Below are 15,375 nucleotides of genomic sequence, written 5' to 3' on the forward strand. Positions count from 1 at the left end.
AGGCGGGCGGAACCTCACCCGTCGCCCGGGCGCCTGCCCCGTCGAGACGGTGAGCCCGGCGAGGGAACCGATGGCCCGGACGAGTCCGGGCAGAGCGAGCAGGGGATGGTGACGGCGGAGACGGCGCTTTCTCTGCCCGCCGTCGTCCTCGTGCTCCTCATCGTCCTGGCGGCCGTCAGCGCCGGTGTCACCCAGCTGCGGGTGGCCGACGCCGCCCGCACCGCCGCTCGCCAGGCCGCCATCGGCCAGGACGACTACTCCGGTGCCGCCCAGCGTGTGGCCGGAGGGGTGAGCCTCGGCGTCGAGCAGGGCGAGCTCACCTGCGTCACCGCCACCAGGCCCGTGCCCGGTCCCCTGGGCGGGTTGGGACTGACGGCGCGCGCCCGCGCCTGCGCCTACACCGAGCCGAGCAGCCCATGAGCTGCCCACGATGGGACGAGCGCGGCTCGGGGACGGTCTACGCCCTGGGCATCATCGCGGTGCTCCTGGCGGCCGCGGTCGGTATCGCGGGCCTCATCCAGGCCCAGAGCGCCACCGGCTGGGCCCGGGCCGCCGCGGATCTGTCGGCGATCTCCGGTGCCACGGTCCTGTCCTCAGTGGCCGCCCCCGGAGACCCCTGCGCCATGGCGCAGCGCGTCGCCGAGGCCAACGGTGCCTCGGCGAGCGCGTGCTCCGTGGCCGGGGAGGATGTCACGGTCAGCGTGACCGTTCCGACGACCATCCTCGGCCTGCCCCGCCAGGCAACCGCCCAGGCCCGTGCCGGCCCCGTCGACGCCCCGCCCGGCTGAGCTCAGTAAGCCCTGGCCCGAGCCTCAGTCCTCGACGGCGACGGTGGCGCCGCCCGCGAACTGGGCCGCGTGGAGGCGCGCGTAGGCGCCGCCCGCCGCGATGAGCTCATCGTGGCTGCCCTGCTCGACGATGTCGCCGTGCTCCATGACCAGGATGGTGTCGGCGTCACGGATCGTGGACAGGCGGTGGGCGATGATGAAGCTCGTGCGGCCCTGGCGCAGCGCGTTCATGGCCTGCTGGACCAGCAGCTCGGTGCGGGTGTCCACGCTGCTGGTGGCCTCATCGAGGATGAGCACGGCCGGGTTGGCCACGAAGGCCCGCGCGATCGTGAGCAGCTGGCGCTCGCCGGCGGAGATGTTGGCGGCGTCCTCCTCCAGAACTGTGTCGTATCCCTGCGGCAGGGCCTTGATGATGTGGTCGACGAAGCACGCCCTCGCGGCGGCCTCGACCTCGGCATCACTGGCCCCGGGCCGCCCGTAGCGGATGTTCTCGCGGATCGTGCCTGCGAACAGCCACGGGTCCTGCAGGACCATGCCGGTCCGGCGACGCACGTCGTGACGCGTCATCGTGGCGATGTCGCGCCCGTCGATGAGGATGCGTCCCCCATCGAGCTCGTAGAAGCGCATGAGCAGGTTGACCAGGGTGGTCTTGCCCGCTCCCGTGGGCCCCACGATCGCGACCGTGTGCCCGGGGTCGACCCGCAGCGACAGGTCACCGATGAGCTCGACCTCCGGGCTGTAGGAGAAGCGCACATGCTCCATCTCGATAACACCCGGGCCCGCCGGGCCCTTCGAATCCGCCGGAGTACCGGGGCGTGACCCCGAGCCCTGGCCGGCGTCCGTGGCGCCCCCGGCACCCCCGGTGGTGGTCGCGGTGTCCGCGGTGGTCGAGGCGGCCGCGCCTTCCGGGGCGACGTCGTCGGGGCGCTCCTCGTCGGCGTCGAGCAGCTCAAAGATCCGCTCGGCGCTGGCGGTGCCGGACTGCACGGCCGTGGCCATGCCGCCGAGCTGGCCCAGGGGCTGGGAGAACTGCTGGGAGTACTGGATGAAGGCCTGCACGTCGCCCAGGCGCAGCGACCCGGAGGCGACCATGGCGCCGCCGACCACCGCGATGGCCACGTAGGTGAGGTTCCCGATGACCAGCATGATCGGCATCATGATCCCGGAGAGGAACTGCGCGCGCAGCGAGGCGGCGTAGAGCTCCTCGTTCTCGGCGGCGAAGGCCTCGCGCACCGCCTCGGTGCGCCCGTAGACCTGCACCAGGGCGTGCCCGGAGAAGGACTCCTCCACCCGGGTGTTGATCCGCCCGGTGCGCGCCCACTGGTGGGTGAAGGCCTTCTGCGAGCGCGGCCCGATACCGGCGAACACCACGCCCATGAGCGGGAAGATGACCAGCGCCACCAGCGCCAGGCGCCAGGAGATGGAGAACATCATCCCCAGCACGCCCACGACCGTGAGGATCGCCGTCAGGGCGCCGGACAGGGACTGCTGAAGGGTGTTGGTGATGTTGTCGACGTCGTTGGTCACCCGGCTGAGCAGCTCTCCGCGCGCGACGGTGTCGAAGTAGCTCAGCGGCAGACGGTGGACCTTGTCCTCCACCCGGGCGCGCAACCGGAACAGGACCCTGACCGTGACGCGGTTGAGGAGCCAGCCCTGCAGCCAGTTCAGGACCGCCGAGCCCACGTACAGGGCCAGCACCACCGACAGGACCCGCCCCAGACGGGTGTAGTCGATGCCCGCGCCCGGGATCACGTCCATGGCGGAGAGCATGGAGGCGAAGTCATCCATGCCTCGCGCCCGCAGCATCTCAACGGCCTGGGCCTTGGTGGTGCCGGCCGGCAGCATAGTGGAGACCACGCCCTCGAAGATGACGTTGGTGGCCTGGCCCAGCACTCTGGGGGCGGCCACCGCCAGCACGACCGTGCCCACGGCGGCCAGGGCCACGACCACCAGGGAGACCCGGTAGGCGCCCAGCAGCCCGACCATCCGCTTGAAGGAGGGCCAGAAGGCCTCGGCCTTGCCCGGAGGCGGACCGTCGTGCCAGTCGCCCGAGGCGGCCTGTGCCTCAGCGGCCAGCTTGAGGTCTTCCTCGCTGAGCTCATCGGGGCCGACGACGGCGCTCGCGGCGGTACGCGCACCGCTCCCGGCCTTCTTGCGGGTGTCCCTGTCGGCGTTCCTGTCCATGTGACTGCTCGCGTTCCTGCTCATGCTGCGGCCTCCGCCCCGAGCTGGGAGGTGACGATCTCGCGGTAGACGGCGCAGGTGGCCAACAGGCTCTTGTGGGTGCCGCTGCCCACCAGGTGGCCGCCGTCCAGGACGAGGATCTGGTCGGCCTCGACGATCGTGGAGATGCGCTGGGCCACGATCACCTTCGTGATGCCGGCCGTCGCCGGCCCCATGGCCTCGCGCAGCCGCGCGTCAGTGGACACGTCCAGGGCCGAGAAGGAGTCGTCGAAGATGAGGATGTCCGGCCGGCGCACCAGGGCCCGGGCGATCGCCAGGCGCTGACGCTGACCGCCAGAGACGTTCGTGCCACCCTGGGCGATGGAGGCCTGGAGGCCCCCGTCCATCGCCTCAACGAAGTCCTTGGCCTGGGCGACCTGAAGGGCCTCCCACAGCTCGTCGTCGGTGGCCTGCTCGCGCCCCAGACGCAGGTTGGAGGCCACGGTCCCGGCGAACAGGAAGGGCTGCTGGGGCACGAGCCCCATCTGCGACCACAGCGCCTCGGGATCGGCCTCACGCACGTCGGTGCCGCCGATGAGCACCTGCCCGCTGCTGGCCTGAAGCAACCGGGCCAGCAGCCGCACCACCGTGGACTTGCCCGACGCCGTCGAGCCGACGATCGCCGTCGTCGTACCGGGCTGGACCGTGAAGCTCACCTCCGCCAGGACACGGGCGTCGGCGTCGGGGTAGACGAAGGTGACGTCCCGCATCTCAACCGTTCCGGGAGCCGGGAAGCTGGTCACGGCCCCCGGCACCGAGACGATAGCCGGCGCGGTGGCCAGTACCTCGCTGATGCGCTCGGCGCACACGGCGGCGCGCGGGATCATGATCGTCATGAAGCTCGCCATGACGATGCCCATGAGGATCTGCATGAGGTAGGACATGAAGGCGATGAGGGTGCCGACCTCCACGTCACCGTCACCGACCTGGTGCCCGCCAAACCAGATGACACCCACGATCGTGACCTCCAGCACCAGCATCACCAGCGGGAACAGCAGCACGAAGAGCTGGCCCACCCTCTCACCGACCCAGGCGATATCAGTGTTGGCCCCCTCGAAGCGCCGCGTCTCGGCCTGCTCGCGCACGAAGGCGCGGATCACCCGGATACCGGTGAGCTGCTCGCGCATCACCCGGTTGATGGCGTCGAGCCTGTCCTGGTAGGAGCGGAACAGGGGCAGCATCCGGCCCACGATGCCGCCCACCGCCACCAGCAGGACCGGCACCGACACCCCGATCAACCACGACAGGCCCGGCGCCCGGGTGACCGCCATGATGATGCCGCCCACCGCCATGAATGGCGCCGTCACCAGCATCGTGGCACTCATCATCACCAGCATCTGGACCTGCTGGACGTCATTGGTATTACGGGTGATGAGCGAGCCCACCCCGAAAGCGGAGATCTCCCGCTCACAGAAGCCACTGACCCGGTCGAAGACCTCGCCGCGCAGGTCCCGGCCCATGCTCATCGCCGCGCGCGCCGCGAGATAGGTCGCCGCGACCGAACACACGCCCTGGGCCAGGCTGACCCCCAGCATGAACGCGCCCATCCGCCAGATGTAGCCGGTGTCCCCGGTGGCCACACCCTTGTCGATGATGTCGGCGTTGAGGGTGGGGAGGTACAGGGAGGCCATCACCTCAGCGAACTGAAGCACCAGGACGCACACCAGCAACCCCGTATAGGGGCGCAGGTGTGTGCGTAGTAGTCGAACGAGCATGTGAAGGAACGTAGCAGCCTCACGCTGCGTGAGGGCGAGTCGAGACCACGCACCGAATATGGTTCGACATTTTTACTGAGAATTTATCGCAAGAATTTCCTGCGCGCTTATGGCTTCACATGGGTTTTATTCTGCTTGGCGGGCAAGGTGTTGCGGTGCAGTGGTGTGCCGGTCTGAAGGCCCGTTACTCGCGCGGATGAGTTTCTCAAGATGCTCAGAGGGGCTACCGGCTTCCCTCGTGGGCGCTGCGCTGAGCAGGAGCCGCAGCAGGACGGCGGCCCCGGCCTTGTCCAGGGGCTCGTTGTTGTTGCCGCACTTGGGTGACTGCACGCAGGAGGGGCAGCCGCTCACGCACCCGCAGCCCTCGATGACGGCGAGCGTCGCTGCCAGCCACTCGCGCCCGGCCCGGTAGCCGCGCTCGGCGAAGCCCGCCCCGCCGGCGTGCCCGTCGTGGACGAACACGGTGGGCGCCCCCGTCTGCGGGTGCGCCGCGGTCGACAGCCCGCCGATGTCCCAGCGGTCGCAGGTCGCCAGCAGCGGCAGCATCCCGATGCTCGCGTGCTCGGCCGCGTGCAGGGCGCCGGGCAGGTCGGTGGTACCCAGGCCCGCCGCCTCGCAGGCCTCCTGCGGGATCGTCCACCACACGGCGGCGGTGGGCAGCACGTGCTCGTCCATCTCGAGGGCGTGCTGGGAGATGACCTCGCCGCCTGGCAGTGCCATCCGCTGGTAGCCGGTCACCTGACTGGTGACCTCCACCGACCCGAAGGACCAGGTGATCGCCGCCGTGCCGGTAGTCCCCTGAGTCTCCTGCCCTCCGACGAGTCCCGATGCGGCCGGACCGCCGCCGATCGGATCGGATCCGGCGCCAGGGGCTCCGGGCCCTCCCGCCGCGTCCGGAGAGGACTCAAGGCCGCTGTCGCCGCGAGACTCCTCCTCAACCGGCAGGCCCCAGACCTGCTGCTCGCGCTCGGCAATGATGCGCACGCTCGAGCGCGACCGGGCCCGCGTGCGGTAGCCGACCGCCGCCCGCTGTCGCACGAGCGCGACGTCGTCGGCCAGCTCCTCAACCACGTAGACGCGCCCCTGGTGAACGTAGACCGCGCCCTCGTGGACGGTGGAGTCGGCGGCCGCGCCGTCGACCGTGCCGATGACCGCGCCGGTGTCGGCCTCCACCACCGGGACCTCGGGCGGCCCATCGCCGCGCAGGGAGGTCAGGTCCTGGGGCCGGCCGGGCAGGTTGACGTTCCAGAACCAGCCCGTGGGCCGACGCCGCAGCGCCCCCCGACCCTCCAGCTCGCGCAGCAGGGCGTCGTCGGCCAGACCGAACAGGCCCAGGTCCGAGGCCCGCAAGGGCGCCTCGGAGGCGGCGGCGCACAGGTGGGGCGCGAGCACATAGGGGTTGGCCGGGTCGAAGACCGTGGCCTCGGGGGCGGCGAAGACCGCCTCGGGGTGGTGCACCAGGTAGGCGTCCAGCGGGTTGTCGGAGGCGATGAGGACGGCGAGCCCGCGGCCCCCGGCGCGTCCGGCGCGGCCCGCCTGCTGCCCCAGCGAGACGCGCGTGCCCGGCCATCCGGCGATGAGGACCGCGTCCAGCCCGGTGACGTCGATGCCCAGCTCCAGGGCGTTGGTGGTGGCCAGGGCGCGCAGCCGGCCTGAGCGCAGGTCGGCCTCCAGGGCCCGGCGCTCCTCGGGCAGGTAGCCGCCGCGGTAGGCCGAGACCGTGCCGATGAGCTCGGGCAGCGAGAGCCCCAGCGTGTGGCGGGCCCGCTCGGCCACGATCTCCGCCGAGCGCCGCGAGCGCACGAACACCAGCGCCCGGGCGCCCACGCTCATCAGGTCCACGAGCAGCTCGGCGGCCTCGACGACGGCGCTGCGCCGTGCCGAGGGATCCTCGTCCGGATCGCCTGAGTCCGGTTCGGCCGCATGGGCCGAGTCCTGGGCCGGCTCGACGTCGGGTACCGGCAGCGCCCAGGGGTCGCGCAGGGCCGGCTGCCACAGGGCCAGGGTGCGCTCTCCGGCGGGGGCGCCGTCGTCGGTGACGGCCACGACGTCGTCGGGCTCGGCACCGATGAGGCGGGCCGCGGTGAGGGCCGGCTCCGCTGCCGTCGCCGAGGCGCACAGGACGACCGGCTGCGGGCCGCGCGGGCGCAGGCGCGCCACGAGCCGCAGGAGGCGGCGCAGCACGAGGGCGACGTGCGCCCCCAGGATCCCGCGGTAGGCGTGGCACTCGTCGATGACGATGTAGCGCAGGCCCCGCAGGAGGCGGGTCCAGCGCTCGTGGCCCGGCAGCAGGGAGAAGTGGAGGAAGTCGGGGTTGGTCAGGACGACGTCGGCGTGGGCGCGCACCCAGTCTCGCTCGGGCATGGGCGTGTCGCCGTCGCAGGTACCGGCGTGCACCGTGCGCAGGGAGCCGGCGGGTGTGCCGGCCTCGCGCTGGACGGCCTCGAGCTCGCCGATGAGTCGGCTTAGGGCGGCGGCCTGGTCGGCGGCGAGCGCCTTGGTGGGGGAGAGGTAGAGGGTGGTGGGGCGCCGGCCGTGGGCGGAGATGCGCGAGTCGGCGCCGGGGGACTGGGCCGCTAGGACGTCAGAGAGCGCCGGCAGCCAGGCGGCCAGCGACTTGCCCGAACCGGTGCCGGTGGCCAGGACCGTGTGGTGGCCGGCGTGGGCGGAGCACGCGGCGGCCACCTGGTGCGTCCAGGGGCGCTCGACGCCGATGCGACGATAGGCGGTCACAAGGTCGGGGTCCGCCCAGTCGGGCCAGTCGTCGTGGCGGCCGGGGCGGGCCTGGGTGCGCTGGAGGTGGACGAGCCGGCCGTCGCGCCCGCCGATGGACTCCAGGAGCCCGGTGAGGTCGCGTCTGGTCCCGTCTGCCATGGGGCACAGTGTGCACCACCGGTGGGTGGGCAGGTTGTGGCACAGCGCCATGATCGGTTCGTGTCCCGTTGCCCTACTGCCCGACCTCGATCGTCGCGTTCGTACTTTATGCCGCGCGTTCGAGGGGTAGAGGGTACGAACGCGACACCCACCCTACGAACGCGCGACGATTCCACCGGTGTCTGAAGTATCCCGTGCAAATTATCTACATGAACGGTCTCAACCTGGCAGAATCCTCCCATGGGAAAAACTGCTTCTTCTGGCGATCTTGAACAGCTCGACTCAGTGAAAGCGCCGCCTTCGATGAAATTTGAGATGGATGAGGGGCGCGCTGAGAAGCAGCACCGACTCTTAGAGCGAGAGCGACGTGCGTTGACCTGGCTCTGGCGGCGAGCTCCTCGTTGCTGGCAGTGGCTTCGCGGTTACTTCTGGCACGTGCCAATGTGGCTAGAAGACAGGTGGCGATTCCTGCGTACTTGGAGGATTGTGTTAATTGTGCATTTGAGTGCAAACCCAATCGTATCGATACTTGCAATGACTGCATTGTTTATAATCCTGGCGTGTCTTGTTGTTGCTGCTTTTCTACGACCTGCATCTGGTGATCCGTTCACCTTTTTGGTGAGGGTGGCGGCTGATGGGGTCAAAGCATGGAAAGTCGCTATTGATGTCGAACTTCTTGACGGACGTAAAAAGAGTCCCATAGGCGACTATTTAGCTTTCCAGGTCATTATTTCGTTCTTAACCGGGATGGGAGAGTATTGGCTTCGCAGGGACTCGATTGTTGTGCGAGACGTGTCCCGACAAAAGGGTGGGTGGTCAGTGCGGGGAATGCTTATCGTTATAATTCTGCTGACAAATCTTGTGGTAACCGTGTTGATATCTTACGGGTTCCTGTATCCGATCCCCCGCGGGCCTATCGGACTGATTTATGTTGGGCTTGCTGGTTTCATGTTAGCCGCGGGGGTGGTCCGCCTTCTCTCGGGGATATTTGGCACATTTCCTTTGCGGCCGCGAATGTTGCGAAAAAGTATCGAATCTCGACGTCGGCGTGTGGCCAAATTAAATAAAACACATCAGTGCCGCAAGTTGAATTCAGGGAGGAGGTGTCGAGGTGTTAGTGAATCTACTATAGTGCCGCAAAGTCGGTATTTGAGTGCGATTTGTCGGTCCATTAGTCGGAAAAGTTGCTTGAGTTTACCTCGATCGAATTTACTGAGAAGAGCATGCGAGTTCCGCATTAGCGAGCCTCACCATAAGTTACTGCATCAAATTTTCGTCGTCTTTTTGGTGAGGATTGGAATTGGGGTGCTGTTCAATGTCCTGGCGTTCTTGGTCTTCGTATTCGTGCATCAGTGGATGTATTTGATGGATCTGTCCGCACAGTGGGCTGCTTGGCTTGTCGTGTGGGGGTTGTTTTCTAGTCTTTTCATATCTTGGGGAGCTTTCCGTCTCGATTCAGAGGTTGGATGGGTTATGGGAACTTACTGTATTGTTTTCGGTGTAATAATGTATTCGTTGTTTGTTTCCATCAGGTACGAACTGATAATAGAAGGCGGCTCGAGCGTTCTTCGTCTAATCGTTGAGGCTGTAGCAGCAGTTTTACTACTATTCACTGAAGTGTTTTGCATCTTTCTAACTTTCGAGATGCGGAACTTCACGCTTGTCTCGATTGTGAGGGAAAAGCGTGTTCTTGCTGAAGAAATTTATGTTCTTCAAAAATACCTGCATCATAAATGGCCTCGAGAGTGCGGTGCTCCTCATGGAGTTATGGGTCGAGGTAAACAGCGGGCTTCTCTTTGTCGACTTTCAACAAAGATGTCTCGTACTCGCAAAATAAATTGAGTCACGTGATCAAGGTCTGCTTTGCTTGTCGCAGGAGGGGGTTGCGGGGTTTTGTTTGAATGTTGGTAAGACTTCTGTGAGTACAGCCTTGCAACTGGTGTTCCACTCCCCTGTCGTCCACAGTTGACCGTTGCAGCCGTACCCTTTGTCTCCCGTTCGAGGGGTAAAGGGTACGAACGCGACACCTACCCCACGAACGCGTGCGGCTGACGACGGCGAACGGCCTCCCCCACCTGGGGGAGGCTCCCGCCCAGACGCCGTCAGTAGGGTCGGCCCATGGCCGACGTCCCCGTCTCCTCCAGCGCGCACGCCCGCAGGGTGCAGATCCTCGTCTGGAGCGGCTCCGCCTCGATCACCGTGGTGCAGACGCTGCTCGCTCTGCTGAGGTACCTCGAGCTGGAAGGCGGCTCCACGGTCGTGCCGGGCCTGGCCCGCTGGCAGGTGATGTATGCCGGGCACGTACTCATCTCCTTAGCCTGCCTTCTCCTCCTCATCCCGGTCCTCAGAGGACCCCGCCCGTCATTGTCGATCCTTATCGTTGTCCTGGGACTCATTCCCTCTTGGCCGCAGGTGGCGGTTTACGTGGCTGCGACCGTTATCGGCATGCGTCAAGGGGCGAGGACGACACCGGTGGTAGTGGTCGCCATGACCGTAGGTGTGGGCCTGTCTCCGCTCCTCAATCCGAGTCGCGGAGAGGGTGCGCTGTTATTTGTCACCACATACGCGGTCAGTACTCTCCCGATCTGCATCGTCTGCGTCATGCTGGGTGTCAACCTGCAGGCCCGCGAGGAGCTGCTGCGCTCAGCCTCCCGCGAGGCCCGCCTCATCCGCACCACGCAGGAGGCGCGCATCGCCCAGAGCCGCGCCGAGGAGCGCTCCCGCATCTCCCGCGAGATGCACGACTCCCTCGCCCACCGCCTCTCCCTGGTCTCCCTCCACGCCGGCGCGCTCCAGACCCGCACCGACCTGGATATAGGGAGTGTCCGCAAGATCGCGGGCAGCATCCACACCCTGGCGGCTGACGCCGGACGCGAGCTGCGCCAGATCCTCGCCGTCCTGCACGACGACGGTTCTGGCGACGGCGCCCGCGCCACCTGGTCCGACGTCGAGGAGGTCCTCGCCCATGAACGGGAGGCCGGCCAGGAGGTCGATCTGCACCTGGCCGGGTCCTGGGTGGAGGCCTTCGAGGCCGCCGACGCCCGCAGCCGGCACGCGGTCCTGCGCGCTGTAGAGGAGCTGCTTACCAATGCTCGCCGCCACGGGGCCGGTGGCGCGGTCCGCCTCGACTGCGAGGTCGAGGCCGCCGACGGTCCCGACGACGACGGCGGTGACGGCGTCGCCGCTCTCGTGGTGCGTTGCGTCAACGACTGCCCACCGACGCCCCGGCCGACGGCGCCCGGAGGAGGGCTCGGCCTGGAAGGCCTGTGCGAGCGGCTGCGGCTTCTCGGGGGCGAGCTGCACGTCTCGCAGCCGGGCGGGCGCACGGCAGCACCGGATCGGTCTGACCGTGCCGAGCAGTCCCACAGTTTCGTCGTCATGGCTGCCGTACCGGCCCAGGGGCCTACCGACTGACTGTCTTCGTCATGCTGACGCGCGGTGGACGCGCGCCCGAAAGGCATCCCCCACCTGGGGGAGGTGCCCGCTGCCGGAGCCCGGCTAATGTCCGTGCCGGACCTGCTGGGTGAGTGAAAGGAATACCGATGAGAATGCTGGAGATCGCAGTGGTTGCCGTGGACGCGGTGGTACTGCTCCTCACGGTCTTCAGGGTGCCGTCCCGCTGGTGGCAGGCGGCTTCCGGGATGTCGAGCATGAGGCGGTGGCTGCGGGCCGAGCCCGTCCTGCTGGCGGTGCTTCTCCTTACTCTTCTGGTCCACCTCGTCGTCGAGCAGCACCGGTTCGTCATGATCCCGGCCTACGCCGTCACAGTGATTCTGGCCTGTGCCCTTTTAATGTGCTGGTTCCGCCAGGTGCGTCGAGCCGCCGTTGACATTCCTCGGCGCAAGCGACCCGCCCTGCGAGTGCTGGGGCGTATCACGGCGATAACGGCGGGGGTCCTCGCTCTGGCGGTGTCATCCGCGGCCGGCGTCCTGCTCCCGGTTTTCGACCTGCCCTCGCCGAGCGGCCCCTACGCCGTCGGCTACACCGAGGAGCACCTGACGGACTCCAGCCGCCAGGAGTGGACGACGCCCGATGAGAACGACCTGCGCGAGGTCGAGTTCTCGATCTGGTACCCGACGGAGGCGACGACCCAAGGAAGGCCTCTTGCCCTGGACCGCCGGCTGGCCAAGAGCGCCGCGTTGAGCGCGAGTGACTTGACTGGGTCCTCTCGGGCGAGAGGCGCGCTGGAGAACTTGTTTGATTACTTCCGGCTGATTGACACCCATGCGGTGCGTGGGGGTGAGGTCGTCCAGGTGCCGGGCGGGTTCCCCGTCATCTTCTACTCACCCGGGGCAGGATCCGGTCGCTTCGACAACACCTCACTCATGGTGGACCTGGCCAGTCAGGGCTACGTCGTCGTCGCTGTGGATCACCCCTACACCTCCGGTGCCCCTGTCTCCCTGAGCAGTGGTCGCCAGGTTGATCGGGGCCCGCGCGACCCCTCGGCTACCGAGGCAAACTGGCTTGATAGGGCGAGTCGCTCGGTCTCAACCAACTCCGCTGACCTCTCCTTCATCCTGGACCATCTCACGGCGCTTAATGCGGATCCCGGTAACCCGTTCCATCATCGGTTCAACCTCGACTCGGTGGGTGCTATGGGTTTCTCCCTCGGGGGCGCCAGCGCGGAGCAGGCTCTGGCCGATGACCCTCGCTTCGACGCTGGTATCAACGTGGACGGAACCCACTTCGGAACGGTCCGCGACACCGGCGTGCCGACCCCTAGCCTCAATATCCTGTCCACCGATCACGTCGCTGACATCTCCAAGGCCCGTAAAGGGGAACAAGACCAGGATGAGGGCTCTATCGAGGATGCCCGGTTCCAGGAGCAGTTCCACGACCGCAGTACCGGACCGACCTGGGCAGCCACCATTGAGGATACCAACCACTTCAGCCACGATCTGTTCTCCTTCGTCGTCCCCGCCCTGAACGGCAATACGGTCCAGCCTCAGACCGAGGAGACGATTCGGGCGCTGGTGAGCGACTTCTTCAACCACACCCTGCGCGGCCAGGAGCCCAGGCTGCTGGGTCACGACTCCGCCGTACCCCGGAGGGTTCACTTCCTGCCCGATCCGGCCCGCCCCGACGTACAGTAGCCTCCCAGGTAGTTGAACAAGCAAAGGAATCGGCATGGACTCACCGCAGCGCCGTGTACGTGTTGTCATCGTTGACGACGACGCCCTCGTGCGTGCTGCCTTGCGTCTCATCCTGGAGAGCGACTCCGGCGTCACGGTCCTCGGTGAGGGGTCCGACGGGCGCAGCGGCTACGACGCGGCGCGCAGTCTGCGCCCCGACGTCGTCCTCATGGACCTGCACATGCCCGGCACCGACGGCGTCTGGGCCACCGCCCAGATCGCTGCCGACTGTCCAGGAACCAAGGTCCTTGTGCTGACCGCCTTCGACACCGACGCGATGGTCGCCGCCGCCCTACGCGCCGGCGCCACCGGTTTCCTGCTCAAGGACAGCGCCCCCGAGATCATCTTCCGATCCGTGCACGCCGCCGCTGACGGCCAGCGGGCCTTCTCCGGCTCCGTCCTGGACCGGCTCGTCGAGGCCGCCGTCGAGGTCACCCCGCAGCGCCGAGCCTTCCCCGAGACCGTCACCGACCGGGAGCGCCAGGTCGCCCTGCTCGTGGCTCAGGGCCTGGGTAATGGCGAGATCGCCGAGGAGCTCGTCGTCGGTGCCAGCACCGTCAAGACCCACGTCTCCGCCCTGCTGGACAAGTTCGGCGTTTCCAACCGGGTCCAGCTCGCCGTGGCCGTGGCCGAGTGCGCCGTCGACGACGTCGCTCGCTGAACCTGCTGCCGCCGGCCCGACGACACCCACTCCCGCCCAACAGACTGGGACCTCGGGCCACTCGCCAGGAGTGCCCCGAGGCCCCGAAGTGTCCCGCACGTGCGGTGCTGTCTGTCAGCCCTCGGCTCCGCCGGCGGCCTGTCGGGGTTCGGCGGCGCAGGTGGTGCCCTCTGCCGGGACGGTCCCGTTGACGAGGAAGTCGGTGATAGCCGTGGTGGCGCAGGTGTTCTTGTTGAAGGCGCCGTGCCCGTGGCCCTTGACGGTGAGCAGGTGGCCGTTGTCCAGCTGGCCGGCGAGGCTCTGGGTCCAGGGGTAGAGCGTTTGGGCATCGCCGGTGATCCCGACAGCGAGGATCGGGTCGGAGCCCTTGGCGTGGGTCTGTGTGGGTGGCGTCTGCGCCCGGTGTCCCCAGCCGTGGCAGTACGCCTCCTCAGCGTTTGAGGTGCCGCCGAAGAAGGGGTAGTTCTTCTTCTCGGCGGCTGTCTGCGCGTCCCACTTGGAGGCGGTGCCGCTCGCGTCCGGGTTGTCGTTACAGACGACCGCGTTGGCTAGGACCATGCTGTTGGCCATGTTGACCGCCTCCTCGACGGTCATCTCCGGCGACAGCCCGGGCGAGCCCTGCTTCGCTTTCACCATGAGAGTGCCGTCGCGGTTGTTCATTGCCGGAGCGAGCATGGCGGTCAGCGCCTCCCAGTCCGGCTGCCCCAAGACATGCTGATAGATGATTTCGGTGGCCTCCTGCGTGTTGACGGTGGCGTTGGAGTCCGGGGCGGTCAGAGGGGTCTTGTCCAGGCCGTCCACGAAGGCGGTCAGCTGGGCGATCGCCTCGTCCGTGGAGCCGGTCAGGGGGCAGTTGCCTTGGGCCTGGCAGTACTCGACGTACTGGCGCAGGACGCCTTCCTGGAAGGCAGCTTGCTCGACTCTGATTTCGTCGGACGACCGTTTCGATGGGTCCATGGCGCTGTCCAGTACGGCGCGTCCGACGCGGCCTGGGAAGAGGTCGGCGTAGACGGCTCCGATGTAGGTCCCGTAGGAGATGCCCAGGTAGTTCAGCTTCGTGTCGCCGTTCGTGGCGCGCAGGACGTCCAGGTCGCGGGCGACGTTGCGGGTGCCGACGTGGTCGAGCAGCTCGGGCACCTCCGAGTGCTGAGCGCACCTGGCGGCGTTGGCCGCGCCCCGGTCGATCTTGTCTTGGGCGGAAGAATTTTTGGACCAGAGGATATCGGTCGCCATGATCTCGGAGAGCGTGCTGCTCTTGCCGTTCTTGGTGTCGGTGAGGGACTGGTTGATCTCGTCGTCGGTCCAGCAAGTGATCGGGGTGGACTGCCCCAAGCCGCGAGGATCGAATCCGATGATGTCGTAGGCGCCTCGAAGTTCCTCTGCGAATGAGGAGGCCGCGCTCTCCACTACCTCGACGCCGCTGACGCCGGGGCCTCCGAAGTTGGTGAACAGGGAGCCGTGCTCGGCGTTGCCGTCGGAGGCAGGAAGCTTCTTCATAGCGATCGTGATGGTGCGACCATCTGGGTGCTCGTAGTCCAGGGGGACGGTGGCCGTCCCGCATTTGAAGGGGGTGCCGTCCGAGCAGTCCTTCCAGTCGATGGTCTGGCTGTAGAAGCTCTCCAGCCCTTGGGGAACGTCGCTCTGGGAACCGCCGCTGGAACTGCCGGGGCTGCCGGTGGAGTTGCTGGAGCTGCCGGGGGAACCGCTGGCAGGGGCGGTGGGAGTGGGGGCGGATGTGGGTGGTGCGGTACTGGCGGCGGAGGCCTGTGGTTGGCAGGCCGTCAGGGCGGTCGACAGCATCAGTGCTGCCAGGACCGCGCCTGCCTTCCGCGCGGTGTGGGGTATCGGTCTCATAGGGCTTCTGCTCCTTGAGGGCTGGAACGTCGTCGGTCTCTGCCTACCGCGGGCCGAGGCGGCCGCGGGCGGTGCGATGCCTCGTGTCCGACTCGTTCCCGCTGGTAGGCTCCGCCCGGGCTGCGCCC

The 15,375-nt window shown here is 67.4% G+C and carries 10 protein-coding genes; 6 read left to right on the plus strand and 4 right to left on the minus strand.

Going from position 1 to position 15,375, the window contains the following annotated elements:
* Nucleotides 1–105 precede the first annotated feature (105 nt).
* Together BQ8008_RS11910 and BQ8008_RS11915 are read left to right on the plus strand one after the other, a co-directional pair.
* Nucleotides 106–420, plus strand: a complete 315-nt coding sequence (locus tag BQ8008_RS11910) for a TadE family type IV pilus minor pilin (RefSeq protein ID WP_108834174.1) — start codon at nt 106–108, stop codon at nt 418–420.
* Nucleotides 417–788 (plus strand): Rv3654c family TadE-like protein, encoded by a 372-nt coding sequence (locus BQ8008_RS11915; protein ID WP_108834175.1) that lies wholly within the window; start codon nt 417–419, stop codon nt 786–788. Before BQ8008_RS11910 ends, BQ8008_RS11915 begins: the two co-directional genes overlap by 4 nt.
* A gap of 24 nt (nt 789–812) precedes the next feature.
* On the opposite strand, the gene BQ8008_RS11920 is transcribed toward BQ8008_RS11915, so the two are convergent.
* From BQ8008_RS11920 to BQ8008_RS11930, 3 genes are all read right to left on the minus strand, one after another.
* Nucleotides 813–2,996, minus strand: a complete 2,184-nt coding sequence (locus BQ8008_RS11920; protein WP_108834176.1) for an ABC transporter ATP-binding protein — start codon at nt 2,994–2,996, stop codon at nt 813–815.
* Entirely contained in the window at nt 2,993–4,726 is a 1,734-nt protein-coding gene (locus BQ8008_RS11925) for an ABC transporter ATP-binding protein (RefSeq protein WP_108834177.1), read from the minus strand. The genes BQ8008_RS11920 and BQ8008_RS11925 overlap by 4 nt, the downstream gene beginning before the upstream one ends.
* 126 nt (nt 4,727–4,852) lie before the next feature.
* Nucleotides 4,853–7,600 (minus strand): DEAD/DEAH box helicase, encoded by a 2,748-nt coding sequence (locus BQ8008_RS11930; protein WP_234415385.1) that lies wholly within the window; start codon nt 7,598–7,600, stop codon nt 4,853–4,855.
* A 240-nt stretch (nt 7,601–7,840) separates the two neighbouring features.
* Between BQ8008_RS11930 and BQ8008_RS13385 the strand changes: the two genes are divergently transcribed.
* The 4 genes from BQ8008_RS13385 (at nt 7,841) to BQ8008_RS11945 (ending at nt 13,393) form a co-directional block, all read left to right on the plus strand.
* Entirely contained in the window at nt 7,841–9,442 is a 1,602-nt protein-coding gene (locus BQ8008_RS13385; protein WP_159086802.1) for a hypothetical protein, read from the plus strand.
* A gap of 276 nt (nt 9,443–9,718) precedes the next feature.
* Nucleotides 9,719–11,014 (plus strand): sensor histidine kinase, encoded by a 1,296-nt coding sequence (locus tag BQ8008_RS11935; protein WP_108834178.1) that lies wholly within the window; start codon nt 9,719–9,721, stop codon nt 11,012–11,014.
* Between the two features lie 128 nt (nt 11,015–11,142).
* The gene (locus tag BQ8008_RS11940) at nt 11,143–12,693 is read left to right on the plus strand and encodes an alpha/beta hydrolase family protein (RefSeq protein WP_108834179.1); all 1,551 of its coding nucleotides are present in this window, start codon (nt 11,143–11,145) and stop codon (nt 12,691–12,693) included.
* 34 nt (nt 12,694–12,727) lie between these two features.
* Nucleotides 12,728–13,393: a response regulator transcription factor gene (locus tag BQ8008_RS11945; protein WP_108834180.1), complete on the plus strand. Its 666-nt coding sequence runs from the start codon at nt 12,728–12,730 to the stop codon at nt 13,391–13,393.
* A 114-nt stretch (nt 13,394–13,507) separates the two neighbouring features.
* Here BQ8008_RS11945 and BQ8008_RS11950 read toward each other — a convergent pair whose 3' ends face one another.
* Nucleotides 13,508–15,247 carry an alpha/beta hydrolase gene (locus BQ8008_RS11950; protein ID WP_108834181.1) on the minus strand — a complete coding sequence of 580 codons (1,740 nt, stop codon included), beginning with the start codon at nt 15,245–15,247 and terminating at the stop codon, nt 13,508–13,510.
* Nucleotides 15,248–15,375: the final 128 nt, after the last annotated feature.

It is taken from the genome of Actinomyces sp. Marseille-P3109, assembly GCF_900323545.1.
GTDB lineage: Bacteria > Actinomycetota > Actinomycetes > Actinomycetales > Actinomycetaceae > Actinomyces.

Bases quoted from the DNA above. Each gene is read 5' to 3' on its own strand.
- BQ8008_RS11950 (WP_108834181.1), bottom strand. From the start codon at position 15,247: ATGAGACCGATACCCCACACCGCGCGGAAGGCAGGCGCGGTCCTGGCA.
- BQ8008_RS11940 (WP_108834179.1), top strand. From the start codon at position 11,143: ATGAGAATGCTGGAGATCGCAGTGGTTGCCGTGGACGCGGTGGTACTG.
- BQ8008_RS13385 (WP_159086802.1), top strand. From the start codon at position 7,841: ATGGGAAAAACTGCTTCTTCTGGCGATCTTGAACAGCTCGACTCAGTG.
- BQ8008_RS11945 (WP_108834180.1), top strand. From the start codon at position 12,728: ATGGACTCACCGCAGCGCCGTGTACGTGTTGTCATCGTTGACGACGAC.
- BQ8008_RS11925 (WP_108834177.1), bottom strand. From the start codon at position 4,726: ATGCTCGTTCGACTACTACGCACACACCTGCGCCCCTATACGGGGTTG.
- BQ8008_RS11930 (WP_234415385.1), bottom strand. From the start codon at position 7,600: ATGGCAGACGGGACCAGACGCGACCTCACCGGGCTCCTGGAGTCCATC.
- BQ8008_RS11910 (WP_108834174.1), top strand. From the start codon at position 106: ATGGTGACGGCGGAGACGGCGCTTTCTCTGCCCGCCGTCGTCCTCGTG.
- BQ8008_RS11920 (WP_108834176.1), bottom strand. From the start codon at position 2,996: ATGAGCAGGAACGCGAGCAGTCACATGGACAGGAACGCCGACAGGGAC.
- BQ8008_RS11915 (WP_108834175.1), top strand. From the start codon at position 417: ATGAGCTGCCCACGATGGGACGAGCGCGGCTCGGGGACGGTCTACGCC.
- BQ8008_RS11935 (WP_108834178.1), top strand. From the start codon at position 9,719: ATGGCCGACGTCCCCGTCTCCTCCAGCGCGCACGCCCGCAGGGTGCAG.